Annotated in this window: 19 protein-coding genes; 10 read left to right on the top strand and 9 right to left on the bottom strand. The window is 44.2% G+C overall.

What is annotated here, in order from left to right:
- Window positions 1-68 precede the first annotated feature (68 nt).
- The gene (locus RB160_RS22825) at window positions 69-1,214 is read left to right on the top strand and encodes a WD40/YVTN/BNR-like repeat-containing protein (RefSeq protein ID WP_316572755.1); all 1,146 of its coding nucleotides are present in this window, start codon (window positions 69-71) and stop codon (window positions 1,212-1,214) included.
- An 89-nt stretch (window positions 1,215-1,303) separates the two neighbouring features.
- Here RB160_RS22825 and RB160_RS22820 read toward each other — a convergent pair whose 3' ends face one another.
- Window positions 1,304-1,552 (bottom strand): hypothetical protein, encoded by a 249-nt coding sequence (locus RB160_RS22820; protein WP_316572754.1) that lies wholly within the window; start codon window positions 1,550-1,552, stop codon window positions 1,304-1,306.
- A 180-nt stretch (window positions 1,553-1,732) separates the two neighbouring features.
- Here RB160_RS22820 and RB160_RS22815 point away from each other — a divergent pair, with 180 nt between their 5' ends.
- The 3 genes from RB160_RS22815 to modA all read left to right on the top strand — a co-directional run bounded on the left by RB160_RS22815 (window position 1,733) and on the right by modA (window position 4,726).
- A complete protein-coding gene (locus RB160_RS22815) occupies window positions 1,733-2,509 on the top strand; it encodes a class I SAM-dependent methyltransferase (RefSeq protein ID WP_316572753.1) in 777 nt (258 codons plus the stop codon).
- Between the two features lie 250 nt (window positions 2,510-2,759).
- Window positions 2,760-3,347 carry a GNAT family N-acetyltransferase gene (locus RB160_RS22810; protein WP_316572752.1) on the top strand — a complete coding sequence of 196 codons (588 nt, stop codon included), beginning with the start codon at window positions 2,760-2,762 and terminating at the stop codon, window positions 3,345-3,347.
- Between the two features lie 572 nt (window positions 3,348-3,919).
- Window positions 3,920-4,726, top strand: a complete 807-nt coding sequence (gene modA, locus RB160_RS22805; RefSeq protein WP_396954766.1) for a molybdate ABC transporter substrate-binding protein — start codon at window positions 3,920-3,922, stop codon at window positions 4,724-4,726.
- A gap of 97 nt (window positions 4,727-4,823) precedes the next feature.
- Here modA and RB160_RS22800 read toward each other — a convergent pair whose 3' ends face one another.
- A complete protein-coding gene (locus tag RB160_RS22800) occupies window positions 4,824-5,315 on the bottom strand; it encodes a DinB family protein (protein WP_316572751.1) in 492 nt (163 codons plus the stop codon).
- 301 nt (window positions 5,316-5,616) lie between these two features.
- Between RB160_RS22800 and RB160_RS22795 the strand changes: the two genes are divergently transcribed.
- On the top strand, window positions 5,617-6,657 hold the full coding sequence (locus tag RB160_RS22795; RefSeq protein ID WP_316572750.1) for a GGDEF domain-containing protein: 1,041 nt from the start codon (window positions 5,617-5,619) through the stop codon (window positions 6,655-6,657).
- 94 nt (window positions 6,658-6,751) lie between these two features.
- On the opposite strand, the gene RB160_RS22790 is transcribed toward RB160_RS22795, so the two are convergent.
- Together RB160_RS22790 and RB160_RS22785 are read right to left on the bottom strand one after the other, a co-directional pair.
- Entirely contained in the window at window positions 6,752-8,038 is a 1,287-nt protein-coding gene (locus tag RB160_RS22790) for an MFS transporter (protein WP_316572749.1), read from the bottom strand.
- Complete coding sequence (locus tag RB160_RS22785; protein ID WP_316572748.1) at window positions 8,035-8,502, bottom strand: ArsR/SmtB family transcription factor; 468 nt, start codon at window positions 8,500-8,502, stop codon at window positions 8,035-8,037. Before RB160_RS22785 ends, RB160_RS22790 begins: the two co-directional genes overlap by 4 nt.
- Window positions 8,503-8,752: 250 nt before the next feature.
- Here RB160_RS22785 and RB160_RS22780 point away from each other — a divergent pair, with 250 nt between their 5' ends.
- Window positions 8,753-9,592 carry a VOC family protein gene (locus RB160_RS22780; RefSeq protein ID WP_316572771.1) on the top strand — a complete coding sequence of 280 codons (840 nt, stop codon included), beginning with the start codon at window positions 8,753-8,755 and terminating at the stop codon, window positions 9,590-9,592.
- Between the two features lie 76 nt (window positions 9,593-9,668).
- Here RB160_RS22780 and RB160_RS22775 read toward each other — a convergent pair whose 3' ends face one another.
- Complete coding sequence (locus RB160_RS22775) at window positions 9,669-10,994, bottom strand: hemolysin family protein (RefSeq protein ID WP_316572747.1); 1,326 nt, start codon at window positions 10,992-10,994, stop codon at window positions 9,669-9,671.
- 590 nt (window positions 10,995-11,584) lie between these two features.
- Here RB160_RS22775 and RB160_RS22770 point away from each other — a divergent pair.
- Window positions 11,585-12,019: an anti-sigma regulatory factor gene (locus tag RB160_RS22770; protein WP_316572770.1), complete on the top strand. Its 435-nt coding sequence runs from the start codon at window positions 11,585-11,587 to the stop codon at window positions 12,017-12,019.
- Between the two features lie 126 nt (window positions 12,020-12,145).
- Here RB160_RS22770 and gltP read toward each other — a convergent pair whose 3' ends face one another.
- From gltP to RB160_RS22755, 3 genes are all read right to left on the bottom strand, one after another.
- Window positions 12,146-13,423, bottom strand: a complete 1,278-nt coding sequence (gene gltP / locus RB160_RS22765; protein ID WP_316572746.1) for a glutamate/aspartate:proton symporter GltP — start codon at window positions 13,421-13,423, stop codon at window positions 12,146-12,148.
- Between the two features lie 311 nt (window positions 13,424-13,734).
- Window positions 13,735-14,316, bottom strand: coding sequence for an undecaprenyl phosphate transporter UptA (gene uptA, locus RB160_RS22760; protein WP_316572745.1), 582 nt, complete (start codon window positions 14,314-14,316; stop codon window positions 13,735-13,737).
- A 271-nt stretch (window positions 14,317-14,587) separates the two neighbouring features.
- Window positions 14,588-16,252 carry a mechanosensitive ion channel gene (locus RB160_RS22755; RefSeq protein WP_316572744.1) on the bottom strand — a complete coding sequence of 555 codons (1,665 nt, stop codon included), beginning with the start codon at window positions 16,250-16,252 and terminating at the stop codon, window positions 14,588-14,590.
- A 154-nt stretch (window positions 16,253-16,406) separates the two neighbouring features.
- Here RB160_RS22755 and RB160_RS22750 point away from each other — a divergent pair, with 154 nt between their 5' ends.
- A complete protein-coding gene (locus tag RB160_RS22750; protein WP_316572743.1) occupies window positions 16,407-17,312 on the top strand; it encodes a diacylglycerol/lipid kinase family protein in 906 nt (301 codons plus the stop codon).
- 18 nt (window positions 17,313-17,330) lie between these two features.
- Here RB160_RS22750 and mgtE read toward each other — a convergent pair whose 3' ends face one another.
- Window positions 17,331-18,689 carry a magnesium transporter gene (mgtE, locus tag RB160_RS22745; RefSeq protein ID WP_316572742.1) on the bottom strand — a complete coding sequence of 453 codons (1,359 nt, stop codon included), beginning with the start codon at window positions 18,687-18,689 and terminating at the stop codon, window positions 17,331-17,333.
- A gap of 269 nt (window positions 18,690-18,958) precedes the next feature.
- On the opposite strand from mgtE, the gene RB160_RS22740 reads away from it, so the two are divergent.
- Together RB160_RS22740 and RB160_RS22735 are read left to right on the top strand one after the other, a co-directional pair.
- The gene (locus RB160_RS22740; RefSeq protein WP_316572741.1) at window positions 18,959-19,735 is read left to right on the top strand and encodes a hypothetical protein; all 777 of its coding nucleotides are present in this window, start codon (window positions 18,959-18,961) and stop codon (window positions 19,733-19,735) included.
- Between the two features lie 327 nt (window positions 19,736-20,062).
- The gene (locus tag RB160_RS22735) at window positions 20,063-21,133 is read left to right on the top strand and encodes a D-alanine--D-alanine ligase (RefSeq protein WP_316572740.1); all 1,071 of its coding nucleotides are present in this window, start codon (window positions 20,063-20,065) and stop codon (window positions 21,131-21,133) included.
- Window positions 21,134-21,153: the final 20 nt, after the last annotated feature.

Here is a 21,153-nt window from a genome sequence, read left to right as displayed (position 1 = left end):
TATGAAATTCAATCAAACGTTTGATTGAATTCGGAAAGCCAGGAAGGAAGAGGATTAGGGGGGACTACATGAATCGAAGAAGGACTTTGGCCGCTGTTTTACTAATATGCTGCGTGATATTGATTGCTGGCTGTAATACCGATCAAACAAATGCCAAACGTGCTGCGGTAAAAAAGATGGAAAACCAGTACCTCCCTTATGTGATGCACCTTAGGATGATCAATGAAAGCAAAGGGTGGATGTTTGCTTTGAAGGATTCGAGTAGAAGATTATTAAAGACTGAGGACGGAGGCAAGAACTGGCGAGATGTAACGCCCGGAGGAGATATAACTTTTCCCACGTACATTTTGGACGAAAATGATGTTTGGCTGACCACAAAGGAGTTTGCGGATAAGCAGCTTGTTTATACAGCGGACGGAGGGGAAACCTGGACGAAAAGCGAACCGCTTTCAACAGTGAGCCAAATAATTGGGCTTCATTTTTTAAATGAAAAGACTGGCTGGATGACGAATTATGTAAAGGGTATAGGAGCGGGCGGCAGTCATATAGAGCTTGCGAAAACTGAAGACGGCGGCAAAACCTGGATCGCTATATCAGGAGGATCAACAAAGAAAGAAATCCCGATCGATGGCAACAAATCAAAGGCTGTCTTTTCCTCAAATGATGAGGGCTGGATTCCGCTTGTTGCAAGCGGTTCCCCATGGATTTATCGTTCAATAAATGGAGGAGAGGACTGGGTATTCTTTTCCCTCCCTGTTACAGAGCAAATGCCAAGAGATCATTTCTTTGACTTGCAAACCCCAACCTTCTTTAGTGATTCGGTTGGGTTTATCCCTCTCCATTTTCGAAAGGACCATGTGGAAATGTATTTGTATGCAACGGAGGATGGTGGCCGAAGCTGGGACATTATCAAAGCTCCCGAATTCCCTATGCAAAATGGTGGTGAATATGAACTGGAAATGGACGCTGTGAGTTTGAACAGGATGTGGCTTGTTAGCAACCGGAATGAAATGTATGCATTTGTTAATGAGTGGAGGATTGTTGATTCTGTTAAAAGCTTGATTCCGGAAAATGCGAGGATCCTGGCTTTTGATTTTATTAACGAAAGTAAAGGTTGGATGGCGATTGGGAATGAGGAAGGCGCTTTGTTGTATAAAACAGGGGATGGGGGCATGTCCTGGGATGAAGTTATCGTGGAGAATATCGATTTATGATGTCGAACCAATATGGCAGGCGTTATGAAAAATAAAGTGGGCACCAGCCACCTTTGTAAAAAGAGTGCCTGGCGCCCATTGCAAGAGAATTATAGAATAGGATTGCGTTCCGCTTTTAACCCTTTTCTCCAGTGGTAAATGCTTATTCCAAGCCAGAGTAACGGGAGGAACTGAATAAAAAGGAACCGGATTGTAAAGCCGGAAACCGTATTTGTTGGTGGAGTGGTTGGTAAATTCCCAATATAAATACTTAACGGCAGGATAAGTAGATTGACCGCTGCACTAAGGATTAAGGAAGCCAATACTATGGCTTTGCCACTTTTGTCCACATTTCTCATTTAACCAACTCCTTAAAAATGGTTATGTGCTATTCTCGAATTTCATTTTTTGAATTATATAATAATTATACCAATTGTTGTAAATGTGATTCAATATATATGACAAAAATATCCAATGGCTGCGTTGTTTTTTTTCGATGGCCTGGACGTTTTAGCTTGTTAAAAAAAGGAGGAAAATACATGCTGACCGACCCGGCCGCTCTTTCGGACTGGCTTCCGCCACATTCCATGGAATGGTACAAACACATTGGAAACCAGGAAGGCAAATACCGGTACACGTGGAGCTCCTCGATATCAGAGCCAAATGGAGAGACCGTTTTTGATGCGGAAGTTTTGAAGATGGTAAAAGATAAAAAAGTTCTTGATATAGGGTGCGGCGATGGGGAATTCACGCTCCAGTGCGCGGAAATTGCAAAGGAGATTGTTGGCTTTGATGCAACGGAAACGTTCACCGCTGCCGGAAATGAGAAAAAACGGGCGAATGTCTCCTTCGTCACAGGGAACTCAAAGAATGGATTGCCAGTAGAGCTGGGACCATTTGATTGCGCTTATATCCGAAAAGGCCCGACATCCGCCTATCCTTTCTTAAAAGAAGCAGTTAAGGAGGGCGGAACGGTGCTTGGCCTTCATCCCGGGGACGAACTTGGGAAGGAGCTGCCCCTTCTATTCCCAATCTTTTTTGAAAAGAAGGAGGGCACACCAATCCTAAATCAGATTAGAAAACGCCTTGAAGCGGGTAGCTTTTCCTCAGCTGAGATTGAACATATAGAGGCCACGGAATATTTGCACATGCCAGTTGATGTCATAAAGTGGCGGTGTTTTGGCCAAAAACCGAGTGTTTATAAAAGAATGCTAGAAGATAACCTGGCGGAAATCACTAAGATTTTTGAAAAAAACTCCACGCAGGCCGGGCTGCCGATCACCTTCTCCCGGTACATTGTCCGAATAACCATATAGGGGTATTTACTTTTTACGAAGATAACCATACAATGAATCTTGTAAGGAAATTGTTGGAGAAGGAGGGGATTAACATGAAAACTAGTAATTTTATATCCGTGATTAGAGTCGCGTTGGTTCATACCCCTCAAACTAGGAAAAATTAATTTGCAAAAGATTGAGTACACTTTAGACCTTCGTGATTCGGACGAAGGTCTTTATTTATGGAGTTTAATAGCTTCAAAACGAAAAATATTAGGAGGCGGACGGATTGGAAATCAGGCCGTATCGATCAGATGATGAGACAGGCTGGGTGCGCTGCAGGGTGCTGGCGTTTTTGGACACAGCCTATTATGAAAATGTATTAAGAGAAAAAGAAACATATGAAAATCCCGCTATTGAACTTGTTGCGATAGAGAATGGCCTTGTGGTCGGGTTAATTGATGTAGAATATGAGATCGAGGAAAGAACGGTATGTTCGAGAGGGACAGGTTTGGGCGGCATGATATGGCATATTGCCATCCACCCGGATTTTCGGAGACTGGGTATCGGAAAACAGCTATTGCTTGAAGCCGAAAAAGTGGCAAGGGAGAAAGGCCTGAACCGTTTTGAGGCATGGACAAGGGATGATGATTGGGTAAATGAATGGTATGTGAAAAATGAATTTCAAAAAGTCGATTCGTACCTTCAGGTGTATATGGAAGGGAAAGAGGAAATTAGGCAGGCTTTGAACATCAGCCTTCAAGGTTTTCACCTTGTTCAGGCGTATGGCCATTATGTCGGCGAAAAGAAAGAGGAAATCCAGGGACGCTTTAAAAGGGTTCATGAATGCTCGTGCTATGAGAAAAAGCTTGGATAGCAAGATCAAGGGTTAAAAAATGCCTGGTCCTCCTCCGGGCGTTTTTTCATATATGAAACCTTTAAGACAAGAGCCTGCTATCTCAGAAATCAATACCGCCGTAGTGTATAATCAAAAGTATAATTTAGGTTTAAATAAATTTACTTATACAATGAATTTGAAATGCAAGTTGATTGGAGCGGAGGGCACCGACTCCTCGAAAATGCTACGCATTTTCTTCGTGCGTGGGCGAATTCGAGGGTGCCATTCAGTGNGGTTTAAATAAATTTACTTATACAATGAATTTGAAATGCAAGTTGATTGGAGCGGAGGGCACCGACTCCTCGAAAATGCTACGCATTTTCTTCGTGCGTGGGCGAATTCGAGGGTGCCATTCAGTGTCCTGCGGGATGCAGCGGCAAGGTGGAGACCCCACAGGCGCTAGCGCCGAGGAGGCTCCACTGACGCCCCGCGGAAAGCGTGTGCCCGGAACGGAAATCAACCATAACGGTTCCATAAAAAAATAAATTTTTATTCAGCCTATACAGTAAATAGAACTTCAATCCAAAATGAAATTTTCGATTGACGGATAAATGGTTTCACCCCGGGAAGGAAGAGCGTATGTGAGGAAATTTAGTTTGATAGCGTTGGTTCTATTAATAATGGCAGTTTCGGGCTGTGCCGAGAAAGGGAAGCTGGGAGAAAAACAAATCGAGCTGACCGTTTCTGCGGCTGCGAGCCTGCAGGACGCCTTAAATGAAATCGCCGCCAATTTTGAAAAAGAACATGCGGGTATAAAAATTAACTATAACTTTGGCTCTTCAGGAGCATTGCAGCAGCAAATTTCCCAGGGGGCCCCGGTTGACATCTTTTTCTCGGCAGCCGTAGACAAAATGGACAAGCTGGAGGAAGAGGGTCTGATTGAAAAAAGGACAAATCTTATAGGCAACGAGCTTGTTCTCGTTATCCCGAAAAATGCACAGAACCCCATCCGTACATTCGAAGATTTGGCTAAAGCGGATAAACTATCGATTGGGACTCCGGAATCGGTCCCCGCGGGAAAATATGCGAGGGAAACACTGGAACACCTCGGAGTCTGGCAGGCGGTTGAGGGAAAGGTGGTTTACGCCAAGGACGTACGCCAGGTGCTTACCTATGTGGAAACCGCCAATGTGGATGCAGGGCTAGTGTATAAAACCGATGCCATGGGCTCCAAAAAAGTGGAGATTACCAATACGGCGGGAGAGGATTTACACGGTCCAATCATTTATCCTCTTGGCATTATGAAGGACAGCCGCCATTTGAAAGAAGCAACTGAATTTTACGAGTACTTAACTGGAAGTGAGTCACTGGAGGTACTGGAGAAATACGGATTTAAAGGATTGAATACTAAGTCTTGATAAAATAGCTGTCGTCACAACACTAATTGTAATTCTTTTTATGTACAGCTTCTGGCCAAAAATCTGTTAAAGGCATCGGGTAGCCCGATGCCTTTTGCTATTGCTCAGTGGTTTGTGCCGTTAGGAGCCCTCGACCGATAAAATTGGCCGAAACCGGCTTCCTTCCAATCTCCCTTGCCCAAACGGATAATTGCCCAATATGGTGGACCTCATGCACGATCACATGGCGCATGACCTCGCCCCATGTGTCAGTTGACACACTCCCGTCCGGCTCAGTTTCTTGATGAAGGTTGTTTTCCATGCTGGATTCCCAATTCCTAACGAATTCTTCTACTTCAACACGGAACTTTGCATCGAGCTCCCTTACCTTTTGAAGCGAGTTAAAGTCTTCGAATTTTTCCTGGAAGTCAGGCTTTCCCTGGATGATACGAATCCAGCTCCATTCCACATCGATAATATGAAACAGTGTTTTAAGGATTCCTCCAACCCCACCAGTCCGTTCTGCAAGAAGTTCTTCCTCGCTCAGGCCTTCGCACCAACGGTACCATTCCTCTCTAACCATCCAGTTATAACGAAACAAAGCTTCCATGAAATTCCTCCTTTCGTACCATCATACATTTTTTCTTCGAAACTGCCTATTTTTAATAGTCCGGCATTTTTATTAGAATAGGAAATGATGTATGAGAAATGTTGAATCCCCATTTGAAAAATAACATAATAATATTCATCTGGTTTTGGGTAAGCTAGAATTTTAAAATTTCGGTAAATTTTGGATAATAATTGTAAAATCCCTCTTGTATTTATAGGCCTTTCCGCCTACTATTTAAGTAATATACATACCTCTTATTAATGAATACGCCAGTAAAAACGGGGGGCATGGAGGCAGCTGGATGGATAAACAGCATAAGTCGCTTTATTCATTGAAACGGACGATTTATTTATGGGTTGTTCCATGTGTTCTCGTTTCACTCTTTTTAAACAATTATTTGCAGAATAACGCTAACGCAGAGTATCAGCTTAGTTCGATAATCAATACAGTCTTAATTGGCTGGTTTAGCATTAGCTGGCTTCTGTTATATAGGAATCGTGCTATTCGGTTTGTTGAGCTTTCAAACCTGTTCCTTGTAACGATGTACCACATTATTACGTTTTATGATGCGCTTTATAATGTCCTATTGAAACCTCGCTATGATTCTTTGGGGGATTTTATTATTTGGATGCCGATTTATATGATGTATATCTTTCTCACTTTGAAAAATAAGCAAGGCCTTATTTTTTCGCTGATTGTCATGGGAATCACCGTTGTGCCGGGAGCTATGAATGCTGGAAGGTTTAATGCGGAAGAAATTGACTCTCTTTTACAGTTTTATTTGGCGAATAGTGTCTATATTGTTGTTTTGTATTTTGCCCACCATTTAGTTGGTGTCTATTCTGAGTTGGCTGCGGCGAAACGGGAAGCGTATACCGATTCATTGACGGGGATTGCCAATCGCTATCAACTCGATGAATGGCTTGATGGCCATATTAAAGAATCAGGCGATACTGAGCAAGCTTTTTCCATTATCTTCTTTGACATTGATGATTTTAAAACGATCAACGACCGGTTTGGGCACCATGTAGGAGATGCTGTTTTAAAGGAGTTTGTTTTCCTTATTAAGGATTCCCTTAGCCCGAACGAATTGTTTGGCAGGTGGGGAGGCGAAGAATTCATCATTGTTTTAAAAGAAAAGGAATCGTCTGCAGCCAATTTAGCCGAAAGCCTGAGAGAAAGAATTGAACAGCATGATTTTTCAATTGCGGGAAGGGTAACATCCAGCTTTGGAATAGCAGGCTATTTGAAAGGGGATACGATTGTATCATTATTGGAACGGGCTGACAAAGCGCAGTACACGTCCAAAAAAGAAGGAAAGAATCGGGTTACCCTTTCCTAGCCAGCCGCAGCCGGGCTGTTCGGGCTGAATACACAAGAAATCCATTTAACATTAAAAAAGCGCCGGTTTTTGCCGGCGCTTTTTGGAATCTGGATTAAGTTCCCGAGTGAGCAGGAACAGGGGTTTCCTCCGTTTTTGTTTCCTCCAAATGAGTTGCGAATGTCCTTTTATAAAAATGATAGGCTACGAGCAAAAGGACACAGCCACCGCTGACTCCCATTAAAAGCCATGCTGGAACCTTTTCAAACAGGAAGCCGAAAAGGATCAGTCCTATGGGCATCATCCCACCGGCGCCTGCCTCAAGAAGGGACATTACCCTGCCGCGCAGTTCGTCGGGCGTCTTCTTTTGCAACAGGACGAAGATTGGCATATTAATGACCATGCCAAGGGAAGACATGATGAGGGCAAGGACGATCATATAAATGAAGATGAAACTGTTTGATATACCCGCTGCGGCTGGCAGGCTCGGAAGGCCGAACAGAATGATGATTATCGACATACCCGCGACCCCGCCAAGGATGGCCCGGTCTTTTCTTTTTATTTCTGGGCGGACGGTAAGGATCACGGCAAGCAGCAATGTTCCAATCGAGAAAGCGCCTTCAATGATGCCGAGTTGGTAGGACGGCATTTTCCGGACGACCATAACAATATAAGGGAGTGCGATCGGGGCGGCCGCAAACCAGAAGTTCAGCCCTATCGCGAAAAAAACAATGCTTTTGATGAACGACTCATTTTTAACATACGTGAATCCTTCCTTTAAATCATGGAAAAAACCTTTGCTTTTTTCTTTTTCTTTCTTCTCGGCAAACAGGTGATAGTTTATAAAAAGGCTGAATATGCCAGAAATAGTGAATGCGGCGATGTTAATGGCCATGAAGGAATTAACAGGGAATAATCCGAACAGCGCGCCGCCAAGAACGGGGCCAAGAATCGTTGATAAGGAAATAGCCGTTTGGTTAAGCGACATCGCCTTCTGAAGGTGGTCCGGGCCAACCATGTTATAGATTGTGGAGGTAACCGCTGTTGAGTAAAAGGTATTTAGTGAAGTCAGGACGGCTGTAGCCAAATAGAGTAGCCAGATTTCTTTCGTAACGAATGTAAACAGGAAAAATACAATGCCAAGCCAGGCGGCACACGCGAAGTCTGTCGCTATAATAATTTTTTTTCGGTCAAAGCGATCCGCAACCGTACCAGCCAGCGGGGATAGTACAATCCGCGGTATGCTTCCCATCAGGAGCGTGATCGAGAAGTTGAGGGCCGACCCGGTCTGGCTTAGGATATATAGCCCAATGGCAAAACTGTAAATCGATGAACCAAGCACAGCAATCATTTTAGCGGGGACAAAAAGATACAGATTTCTTTTGACGGCGTGTTCCATCATTGCACGTCCTCTCCGGTAAGATCCTTTTTCAATTCGAGTGAAACCGTGAAGGAGGTACGCCCTTCCTTATGCGCGACGGTTTTCTTAAGCCACTTTTCAAGGAGGTTGTCATATTCCTCCTCGAACTCTTTTAATTCCTCATCTGTAAATTCAAGGCTTATTCCTTTTGTGCGTATCCCTTTTCGGGCTGGGTCCTTTATGTTTAAGTTGAAATGGGTGGCTTTTGAACGATAATACTTTTCTACAATCCCCTTGTTTTCACGCGTTTCGGCAAGTTCGAGGATTCCACCTTTATAAAGTTGTTGAATATGGTAATGGATACTGCCGGGGGTTTTGCCGAGTTCATCGGCAACCTGTTTGGCTGTCATCGTCTCCTCGGATAATAAGTAAATAATTTTTACCCTTAGCGGGGTAGAAATGAGTTTTTGCTGCTCCAGGTTGATTTCCATTATTTTTGGCTCCATAAAACCCCTCATCTCCAATCTAAGTTTCTATTTCGATTTAAAATGATTATACGTTCTAAAAAATTAGAACGCAAGAAGAAATTGGTAAATATTTTCGACAAGTTTCTCTGGATGAAGGATTAATTTGCCGGTGAATGAGGGAAAGGATTTAATAATAGACTAATGAGGATGAGAGAAGCCATTGTTTGACGAAAACAATCCTTTATACTAACATTTCTTAAATAAATATGAAGGAGGGAATGCAATGGAAATGAAGTTCCATCAGCCGCCAAATACATTTATCGGCAATGTCCATATTAAAGTAGAGAACCTTGGGCGTTCACTCGAATTTTATAAGAGGGTCATTGGCTGTGAAGTACTGGAACAATCGGAAACGAAGGCGATTCTTGGAAGTGGGGGGGAGGGTCTTCTTACGCTTGAGCAGCCTGCGAATGCGATCCCAAAACAGGGGAGGACGACCGGCTTATACCACTTTGCGCTGCTTTTGCCAAGCCGTTTAGAGCTGGGGAAATTTTTGCGGCATATCCTCGAGCTCGGATATCCGATTGGGGCGGCAGACCATCTTGTTAGCGAGGCAATTTATCTGGACGACCCGGACGGGAATGGAATTGAAATTTATGCTGATCGCCCTTCTTCAGGATGGAATTGGCAGAGCAATGAAGTTGAAATGGCAACGAAGCAACTGGACGCAGAAGGCATTCTGGCGGAAGCGGGAGGAAGCAAATGGGAAGGGTTGCCGGCTGGTACGATTATGGGGCATATCCATTTGCATGTTGCCGATTTAGTGAAGGCAAAGCAATTTTACGGGGAAGGATTGGGCTTTGATCTTGTAAGCCGCTATCCCCAGGCTTTGTTTATGTCCACGGGCGGGTATCATCACCACCTTGGCCTGAATACGTGGAATGGTGCAGGAGCTCCGCCGCCTCCAGAAAATAGTGTCGGCCTGAAACAATTCTCGCTCATTTTTCCAAGTGAACAGGAACGGAAAGAGGCTTCCGGCAAACTAGAGGCTCTCGGATTCAATGTAAATGAAAACTGGACTGTAGTGGATCCATCAGGTAACATGGTTCACCTCGGCATTCTCGCATAACCCCATTAGGCTTAACAAAACCGTACGAATGAACAAATAAAAGAACCTTTCACTTAGGAGGAAAGGTTCTTTTTTATCACTCTGTAAGCTGTCCGGCGGGTAGCTTTGCTTCCGAGCGTTTAATTTCAACATAGAGAATCTGATGTCCATCTAGATCAATTACCTTAAAGTCATAGCCTTCTTCATTCAGGACATACCCAATTTTAACGTCATACGTATGCGACAGGATCCAGCCACCCAATGTATCGATATCCTCTTCGGGCATCGATATCCCAAGGATATCGTTAACATCTTCGAGAAGCACCTTTCCGCTCATAATGTAGTGGCCGTCCTTAATTTTCCTAATATCGGCAACCTCGTCGGCATCGAATTCATCGCGGATTTCCCCGACAATTTCCTCCAGAATGTCTTCGACGGTCACAAGCCCGGCCGTTCCCCCATATTCATCGACCAGAATGGCCATATGGGTTCGCTCCTTTTGAAGTTTTACAAGGAGTTCATGGATTGGGATTGTTTCAATGACATGGATGATCGGTTTAATAAAGTAGGTAAGCGGCTTTTCTTTTAACGCCTCGGGTTTTAATGTTGCCGTAAGGATTTCCTTAATGTTGACCATTCCGGCTACATTGTCTTTGTCCCCAATTACAACGGGATAGCGGGTATACTTTTCCCGGCGGATTGTTTCAAGAATTTCCTCCATACTGTCATCGATGGAAAAAGTAACGATTTCGGTACGTGGAACCATAATTTCCTTCGCAATCCTGTTATCAAACTCAAAAATATTGTTTACATAGGTGAGCTCCGATTGATTGATTTCACCTTTTTCATAGCTTTCTGAAATAATGATCCTGAGTTCCTCTTCTGAATGGGCAATCTCACTCTCGGATGCCGGCTTTAAGCCAAATAGGCCAACAAGGAATCGCGCCGAACCATTCAGGGCCCAAATAAATGGATACATGATTTTGTAAAAAGTGATAATAGGTTTTGCAAGAAATAATGTGGCCGCTTCAGCTTTTTGGATCGCAAACGTTTTTGGCGCAAGTTCACCAACAACCACATGTAAAAATGTGATGAGCGAAAAGGCTATCCCAAACGACAGGACCTTTGAAATGGATTCACTCAATTCCAAATTAGTGAAGATCGGCTTAAGCAAGGCCATGATGGTCGGTTCACCAAGCCAGCCGAGGCCGAGGGCTGTAATGGTAATGCCGAGCTGACAAGCAGACAAATATTCATCCAAATGCGTAATGACATGTTTTGCTGCCTTAGCCCCTTTTCTGTTTTCTTCAATCAATTGGTCAATTCTGGAACTTCTAACTTTGACAATCGCAAATTCTGTCACGACAAAAAAAGCCGTCAACGCAATTAAAACAAAAACTAGCAGCAAATTAAATGCGATCAATGGAATGCCCTGAAAACCAGGGCTACACCTCCTATTTTTTACACGGTAAATGTACCGTTTGCCGAATGGCGAAGCTAAATCTCTATTATTATTATTATTATTAGCAAAACATGAATGCCCTTGGCAACTTTAATAGTCCGGCACAGAAAAAATTGAAGGTCCATGGCGAAAAATATTGGGAAAAACCTGCACATGTTCTCCATATTCCGACAACAAAAACTGATAGAATGATTTAAGATTTTCATAAGAAAATAATAACAAGCACAAAAACATTTCCGGTTGACAACTAAAAAGTAAAATAGTGGAAATTTAACGGTAAAAAAGTTGGGAAAATTGGTTTAGTAACTTATTCCTGTAGTTATTTGTAAGGTTTTCCAGTATACTAAATGAGTAAATACACATGAAAATATGAAGTTTTAGCAGAGTTTCTTATCGAATTATCCCGTTTTCCTATATAAAATTCTGCCAGAAGATGTGGCGAGGGGCATGAAAAAAAACACCGCCAATAAGCCAGGAAGGATTTGCAAGGCCTTTCTGGCTTATTTTATAAGGGGGAATCAATGGTGGAGGTTTTTGAAATCACAAATGAAATGAGTCAGGATTGCCTGTTGCATGGACATTTTCCGGACAAGCCACATATTGAAATAAAGACCGAAAGCGATATCATGTCGGCCAGGCGGGTTGCGCGGGAGTTGGCAAAGGAGCTTGGTTTTAGTGCATTCGACCAATCTCGTATTATTACCCTTATTTCGGAGCTTGCGCGCAATATCTTCAAATATGCCGGCCGGGGCTATATTTCAATCGAAACGATTAAAGGGCGCAATGGGGCGAAAGGCGTAAAAATCCATGCCATCGATTGCGGACCAGGAATTTTGAATGTCAATCGGGCGCTGGAACAAGGGTATTCAACCTCCGGCAGCCTTGGAGCCGGACTTCCCGCCATTAAAAGGATGGCCGATGAATTCTCAATCCAGACAGCTGAAGGCAAGGGAACCTATGTAAAAATTACAAAGTGGCTGAACTAATCCACAAGTTTTCACTACCAAACATATACCATATACCACGCACAATCCATCCTTAAACATAAGGGATGGATTTTTTTGAAAAAATAAAAGGCTGCCCTTTTAAAAAGGGCAACCTTAGAGGATAAATTAAAGAGTTGCAGGTTGGCTGTCTTTAATTTCAGCAAGGTATGCAGTGGCCTTGGTTTCGTCGAATTGTTTTTCCCACTTCGACATTACGATGGCAGCAAGCGAGTTGCCGACAACATTCACTGCTGTCCTGGCCATGTCAAGAATCCTGTCTATCCCTGCGATAAATGCAAGGCCTTCAAGCGGAATGCCCACCGTACCCAGTGTCGCCAAAAGGACGACGAATGAAACGCCAGGAACGCCGGCAATCCCTTTCGATGTCACCATCAATACAAGTAAAAGAGAGATCTGCTGGCCTAAGCTAAGATCAATGCCATACATCTGGGCAATGAAGATTGCCGCGAGAGCCTGGTAAAGTGTTGAACCATCCAGGTTAAAGGAGTACCCTGTCGGGATTACAAAGGAAGTAATGGCTTTCGGGCAGCCGTACTTCTCCATTTTTTCCATCAGCTTCGGAAGTACCGTTTCCGAGCTGGCCGTCGAATAGGCAAGGATCAGCTCGTCCTTAAGAATCGTAAACAGATGGAAAATATTGATTTTAAAAATTCTTGCGGTTAATCCAAGAATGACAAGGACGAAGAAAACCATCGTTCCATAGGTCAAAATTACGAGTTTGCTGAGTGGAACGAGGGAACTGACCCCGAACTTGGACACTGTAACGCCGATCAAGGCAAAAACCCCGAATGGAGCAAACTTCATAATTTGATTCGTAACATAAAACATCGCATCAGCCGTTCCCTGGAAAAACGCCAGGACGGGCTTGCCTCTTTCGCCGATTGCGGCTACCCCAAGGCCGAAGAAGACGGAGAAAAAGATGATGGCGAGCATATCGCCTCGTGCAAGTGAATCGATAATATTAGTAGGAACAATGTTTATAAATGTATCGGCCATGCTATGGCTTTTGACCTCTTCGGTCGTGGACATATAGCTGCCGATATCTCCTTTAGTGAGGGAGCCCATATCAATCCCGGTTCCAGGTTGGAAAATATTTGCCGCAAGCAATCCAACTATGATGGCGATTGTTGTAATGATCTCGAAATAGAGGAGTGTTTTGCCGCCTAATTTCCCAAGTTTTTTGATGTCGCCTACACCCGCGACTCCCACAATGATGCTGGAAATGACGATTGGGACGACAATCATTTTAATCAGACGAATGAAGATGGTTCCAATTGGCTGCAAGTAAGCTTGTACAGATGGGTTCTGGTAAAAAACAGCACCGACGGCAATCCCGACAATAAGACCAATTAGGATTTGCCAAGCTAAACCTATTCTTTTCATAAATCTTTCCCCTTTGCTTGTAAAATTCACCTACGGAAAAGCGCACCCTTCATTTTAAATTCCGGAAAATTTCTAGTCAATGTTAAAAATTTGTAACAAAAATGGTTTGCAAACGATTACAAAAATCAATTTTTGGCATGATGGATTGTGGGAGGCAACCCTTTGCCACTGAGGGAGTTGGGAATTGAATAAAAAGGGATGATTTTACTTTAACAGGTTTTGATTTACTTTTTGTGACAAACTTCTGACATTTTTGACCATATTAAAAAATTTTTTTTTACAAAAAAAATCGCCGGATAGCCGGCAATCGATTATTTCCTTCTTTTTATGTAAATGTAGGCAATGCCTAGGACGATGGCAACCCCAAGAGTTGGAAGGACATATGGCTGAGCGACTTCCTTAATGTTCGCCCAATTTTCCCCAAGGACAACTCCGAGATAGAGGAAGAAAATTGTCCATGGAACAACAGCAGCAACTGTATAGAGGGTAAACTTTGAGAGAGGCATTTTTGAAATGCCTGCCGGAATGGAGATTGCGTGCCTGACCACCGGAATGAATCTGGCTGAGAAGATGACTCCCGATCCATATTTTTCAAACCACTTTTCGGATAGGTCAATGTGGTGGCGGTTGATAAAAATATATTTTCCGTATTTTTCGAGAAACGGGCGCCCGCCATAGTAACCGGCCCAATAGAGGAACAGCTGGGCAAAGGTTCCGCCGATTGTCCCGGCAATAACTGCGAGCGGAAAATTGATCGTCCCCTGGGAAATCATATACCCGCCATACCCAAGGACAATTTCGCTTGGGATAATTTCAATCATGAGGCCAATGGCGATTCCGAGATAACCGAGTTCAGACAAGGCGGTCAATATATTAAAAATAAACTCCTTCATGGCACACCTGCTTAATAGTAATATCGTATTCTAGTTTATCTCAGAATACGGTTAGATACAATCACGGTTCGCGCTGCCCAAATTGAACCCGACTATAATTGGTGAACCAACATTATTGTGAAATAGAAGAGGATTTCAATCAAACGTTTGATTGAAATCTGTTGAACCCTTGTACTGATAAAATTTTCACTATCAAGAAATATCCCTTTACGGGAAAGAGAAAGTTATCTAGAAAAAACACTGCCGGGACCACCGGCAGTGTCTTAAATTCTTATAAGTTGTGAAATGGATTGTCGGGATCATTCGGATTATGGTTGTTCGGATCGGTAAATGGCTTTTCAGCTGGATTTCTTTGGCCTGGATGCCCGCCTTGCATTGGGTTTCCGGGCTGTCCTCCAATGCCCGCTGAATTTCCTCCCTGGCCAGCAGGCGGTTTTACGACAGTTGTCTGCTCAAGCTTCTGGTCGAACCGTGCAAGATATTTGGTTGCAAACTCCCTGCCGCCCAGGCCAAAGGAAAGGCCGAATGCGAGGGCGAGGCCTCCCAAGGTTAAAATAAAAGCTGCGTTGACAATGGAAGCGGCAACCCCTAGCTGGTCGAGTGCCATGAAAATTGAAATGGCAATGACCGCGTATTTCGCGACGGATGAAAGGAATCCATCATGAGGGCCATGGAGTATGCTTGACAGGACTTTCTTGACAAAGTTGCCGATCCAAAGCCCAGCCATCAGAATAATCACAGCGGCGAGTACGTTTGGCAAGTATGCAATAATGCCTGTTGCGAGAGTAACAAGGAAGTTAAGCCCTACAAGGTTCAAAGCTTCAACAGTAAATAATAGGACAATGAGTACCTGGGCGACCGTTCCGGCGACTTTTGATAAAGACAATGTCGATGCCGCGTCCTTCCCGATTCCGATCCCTTTCAAGAAGCCATCGAAACCGGCCCGTTCAAGCAACCCGGTGACAAAATTGTTTACCCATTTTCCAATCCATATGCCAACAAGCACCATCAGGATGGCAACGACTATATTTGGAATCATTGCCAGGACATTGTTCAGCATATGGATGGCCGGGGTGGAAATGCCTTTTAAATCAAGTCGTTCCAATGCGGCAATGACAGTCGGGATTAGGATAAGAACAAAAGCAATTGTCCCGATTACCGAAGAAAGGCTTGTCCCTTCAAATAGCCTTTTTGCACCGAATCGCTCAACTAACCTATCCAAACCAAGCCCTTGCAGCAGATTTGCCACAATATCTCGGACAAGCTTCGCCACGAACCAACCGACAAGGATAATCAGTGCGGCGGAGAATAATTTTGGAAGGAAGGACAGCATACTTCCGAGCATAGTGGAAAACGGTTCGGAAATCCCGTTGATGTCAAGTGCCGCGAGCACACCTGGAAGGAATACGAGCAATACGAGATAAAAAACAATCTTTGCAATTCTGTCAGCCAATTGCCCGGGAGCCTCGCCGTCCTGGGTGATGTTCAGTTTCTGCGCCAATTGATGAACCCTCAATGTGCGGCCGCCTTTTCGGATCAACATGCTTATTCCAGTAGCGGCCAGCCATGCAAACACAAGGATCAGGGCCGCTTTTAAAAGGCTTGGAACCGCGGCTGTAATGGCGGTTAGCATCGTTACAAGCGGTCCTGCAATAATGTTTAATCCAAGAATGTTAAAGAAGAGGATAAAAACGAAAGCCAAAATTAAATAGTAGATAACTTTACTAATAATTTTTTCTGATGAGTACTTCCTGTCCTTTACATTGGAAAAGAGGCGGTTATCGAGGTTGGACTTTAAAAGGGCTTTATATACTCCCTTTTCGATGGCCTTGGCGATTAACCAGCCGATGAGGAGAACAGCCAATGCCACCAGGAAGTCTGGGAGCTTGTATACAATTCGGTCCCAGCCGCTCCAAAATTGATAGTTATTTTCCAATATACTTCACTCCTTCTTCATTTTCCTAAATTAGCAGGTTAATGGAGATATACCCGGGAATGAGTTCCCTAAACTGTCACTGAGCCATATGGAATTGGATGGGAATAATCCGGGTATAAGGGGTTAAAAGAGGACTTTAACAGGAGGGAAGGGCATGGCGAAATTTAAACGGGCAGTCCTGATTTATAACGGTAACGCCGGACAAAAGGACATCCAGAAAACGTTGGGTGAATGTATCCCCGTTCTCAGCCCCGCCATTGAAGAATTGTTGCTTTTAAAAACGGAGTGGCCCGGCCATGCCGGGGAGCTTTGTGCCAATTATGGAAAGTCGGCCGATCTTGTCATCATCCTGGGCGGGGATGGAACTGTCCATGAATGCATCAATGGGCTTTCTTCCCTGGAGAAAAGGCCGATTCTGGCCATTTTACCTGGAGGGACATGCAATGATTTTACGAGGACTCTCGGCATTCCGCAGGACATCCAGAAGGCGGCGGAGGAGATTAATAAGGGGAACCTTGTCCCCATTGACGTCATGAAAATTAACAGCGGGTTTGCTCTCAATTTCTTAGGCGTTGGACTCGTGACAGAGGCCTCCAACAATATAAAAGAAACCGAAAAAGCGTTGTTAGGAAAAGTTAGCTATTACCTAAGCACAATAAGGACAATGAGGGAGATGGAACCATTCCGGTATAAAATAGACTGTGATGGAGAGCAGTTTGAAGGAGAAGCAGTAATGGTCCTTGTGGCAAATGGAAGGTTTATCGGGACTAACCAGCTTCCTTTTCAGCATATTGAAGTGGATGACGGGACGGTGAATGTTTTTGTTATCAAAAATACGAATTTGGCCCTTATAAGGGAATTGCTCGCCACGGACGTCACAATGGGTAGTGGCAGTCCGGCGAATGAGCTGTTCCATTGCAGTGGAAAGGAAATCACCATTCAGACGGAAGAATCGATGGGAGCGGATACGGATGGGGAGGTTTACCATGAAACACCGGTGGCCATCACCGTATTGAAGCACCATTTATTGGTTATTTCCCCGCTGAAAAACAATGCATGAAAAGGGGCGGCTGCCCCTTTACATTAGCTTGTGTAAGAACAATGTGGCGATCCCAAAATAGGTAATGAGTGAAAAAATATCGTTCAAAGTGGTGATGAGCGGCCCCGAAGCAACCGCTGGGTCAATTTTAAAATGATAGAGGACGATTGGGATGACCGTTCCCGCGAGTGTTCCGATAATCAATGTCAGGAAAAGTGAACTCCCGACAACCATGCCCAGTATGAAGTTTCCCTGCCAAACATAGGCGATAACAGAAATAAGGATGGAGCACGTCAAGCCAATGAGCAGGCCGACCCCAAGTTCCCTTCCGATCAGGCGGGCGATAACCTTTTTGTCAATATCATTTGAAACCAGCCCCCGGACGACAACCGCAAGCGACTGTGTTCCGGTATTCCCGGTCATGCCGGAAATCATTGGCATGAAGAATGCAAGGTTAACTGCTTTTTCCAAGGTTTCGGAATAAGAACTGATAATCTTTCCAGAGACCAGGCCTATAAAAAGGAGAAGTATGAGCCAGGGAAGCCTTCTGTAGGCTGCAACGAATGCCTTCGTGTCAAAATCGATTGATTTTCCCGAGGCCGACAGTTTTTCGATGTCTTCGTTCGCCTCCTGGATCACAACGTCGATAATATCATCAACTGTAACAATCCCGACCAGTACATTCTCTGAGTTCACGACCGGAATGGCCATGAAGTCATACCGTTCGATCATCCTTGCAACTTCTTCCTGGTCCATCATATCGGATACGGATATGACCCGTTCGTACATAATAGTATTAATGACCTCATCCGCGTCCGCAATAAGCAGGTCGCGGTAGGAAACTACGCCTACGAGGCGCCTTTGGTCATCGATTACATATAAATAATTGAGGGTTTCGGCAAACTCGGCAAATGACTTGAGCTTGCCGACGGCATCCCGGACTGTATAGTAATTCCTGATCCAGACAAACCGGTTCGTCATTAGCCTACCCGCTGTTTCTGGCGGATAGTTCATGATATCCCGGACGATTTTTGACTCTTCTTTTTTCATTCCGGAAAGCAGGGCGGCTATTCTATCTGGTGATAGCTCTTCAAGGAGGGAGGCAAGGTCGTCATTATCCATTAGGTCAAGGACTTTGCTTGTCTTTTCAATCCCCAGTTTATTCAGTACTTCATGCTGCTCCTCTGTATCGAGCTCCTCAAGTAAATCTGCGAGAAGATGCGGGTTCAGGAAAAGGAGGAAGCGTGTCTTGTGTTTTTCCGGGAAGCCTTCATAAAGCTTGGCCACGTCATAAGGCTGGAGTTCATCAAGAATCGCTTCGAAGTCCTTCTTTTTGTTTTCTTTGATGGCTTTGATTACCTGAAGGGTAATCTCATTCCCTGTCATGTTCTTTATCATGCGCTCACGCTCCTTTCCGGCAGCCTTGCCGCCATCATTCATTATATGAAAATAGACGCTGAATTGAAAATGATAAAACGAAAAAAGGCCAGCTCGTTGGCTGTTTCTGTCACAGGATTCCCAAAATTTTGTGTAAATAGGCAGGTAGTCTGAGGGAACTTTGTTCATAATCTTACCCTTATATTTGTAAACGAATTGAAATGCGAATTTTCTCCCGGATTTTGTTATGATGGGAAGGGAACTTTAATACAGATTGGAGGAGTTTGCCTTTGAAAAAGCACCACCGGGACGTACGTGACCTCATCTATGTCCATTTAAACCAGCAAGCCCAATATGTCATGTCCTGCGGCATTGAATTCAGTGAATTCACCGCTGCTTTTTCAGGCTTTGCAAATCATCTCCTTTTATTGAAACATCAATTCGAGGATGGGGAATACAACCGCCACACACGGTTTGAATATGTACCGAGAGATAAAATCGCAAAGCTTGCCCATGATGACGTAAATGGGTATGGGGACTTTTGCTGGGTTGATTTTGATGAAGAGGAAGCCTTGAACGAACTGAACGGCCATGATATTGCCGAGCTGCTGTACCTGGGCCATATCAAACAGCATTTAAAGCCTCCATTTTACAATCAGCTGGGCAATCGGTTCGTTTACCTTGCCCATGACGATGGCTGGTTCAATAAGACATATTATCGAAGCCTAATGGACTTTTTTACGATGCTTAGCTATGTGATTCCTTTGAAGCTGGGTGATTTGAAAGTGGAAAAAACCCTATTTGGAATCCGGAAAAAACGTTCTTATCCGATTTTGAACAAGGAGCTGCTCCTCTCCCTGACTTCTTTTATGAAGGAAGGTATCTGCATTTCAATCAGGGATGCCGATACTCAAAGGGGAAGGGTTGAGATCCCAATTTGGGTTATCGGCGATTTCGCAAATATGGACGACATGGCGGAAGCCTATAGCAGATCGGTCAGGAAACCATGCCATGCGAAACTCGTTTTTGATAAAAAAACAAGGGACTGGAGACTTTTCGTTAGTTGATCCGGCCGGGAACTAGTCCACGATATTTCCACCAGTCTACATAATAGAGTTGGCTTTGCAAATAAAAGAATATCAGGCATGTCCGTGATGAGGCAGGTAGCCCACCCAATCATACTATATAATAAGGAACTTCCTTGCCGGGGAAATGACAGTTTTGCGATTAGAGTTTTTGGCCGGGCTGGCGCCTTCATAAACTGGTAAGAGACAAAACGATATCGTACCTATCTTCCTTTCGATGATGGTAAAATAGGAAAGCCAGAATCATATACTAACGAAAATTATTTTAATTGTATTTGCCCATGGGCATTAATTTACGGAGGTTACGGTATGAAAACAAGATTAGGATTACTATATGGCGGGAAATCCGCGGAGCATAAAGTATCATTGCAAACCGCAATGGCTGTTATCAAAGCACTTGATGTCGAGAAATTCGATATTTTTCCGATTTATATCACGGAAGAAGGAAAGTGGGTGAAAGGCCCGCAGCTTCAGGGGCCGATCAGCTCCGTAAAAGAGCTTGAATTTTCACCTGAAGCGGAAGAAGGAAAGCTTGCCCCGGCCATTTTTGCGGGCAATGAAAATGAAGGCGGACTTGATGTTATTTTCCCGCTTTTGCATGGGCCGAATGGAGAGGATGGTACTGTCCAGGGGCTGTTGGAATTATTGAACCTTCCTTATGTTGGGAATGGCGTTCTCGCATCGGCTGCGGGTATGGATAAAGTAATGATGAAAAATATTTTTGCCGAAGCAGGCCTTGCGCAAGTCGATTACACGTCCTTCATCAGAAGTGACTGGGAGACGGATAAGGCAGGAGCCTATGAAAAAGTTGAGCAGAAGCTTGGCTACCCATGTTTTGTAAAGCCTGCTAATCTCGGCTCCAGTGTCGGGATCAGCAAATGCAGGAACCGCGGCGAACTGGAGCAGGCGTTTGTGGAAGCTTTCCTTTTTGACAGGAAGGTAATTGTTGAAGTCGGCGTTACTGCCAGGGAAATCGAAGTAGGCGTACTTGGCAATGACAATCCAGAAGTTTCCGTTGCTGGTGAAATTGTTCCGAAAACGGATTTCTATGATTACAAGGCGAAATACGAGGACGGAGACACAGCTCTTATCATACCAGCAGATATTGATGGCAAAACATACGAGCGTATCAAGGAAATGGCAATCAGAGCCTTCAAGTCGCTTGATTGCTCGGGACTCGTAAGGGCGGACTTCTTCCTGGCCGAAAATGGTGCAGTATTAATCAATGAAATAAATACGATGCCTGGTTTCACGCCGTTCAGTATGTTCCCGCTGCTTTGGAAACATACAGGGGTTGAATATCCGGAACTTATAGAGAGGCTTGTTAAACTGGCACTTGAAAGGCATGCGGAGAAACAAAACATCAAATATACATTTTAAGGAAATGGCGGGCGGGACAC

The organism is Neobacillus sp. YIM B06451, assembly GCF_032667185.1.
In the GTDB taxonomy this organism is placed as follows: domain Bacteria; phylum Bacillota; class Bacilli; order Bacillales; family Cytobacillaceae; genus Bacillus_D.
Note: the sequence above shows the minus strand (reverse complement) of the source record. Positions and strands in the feature narration are given on the sequence as shown.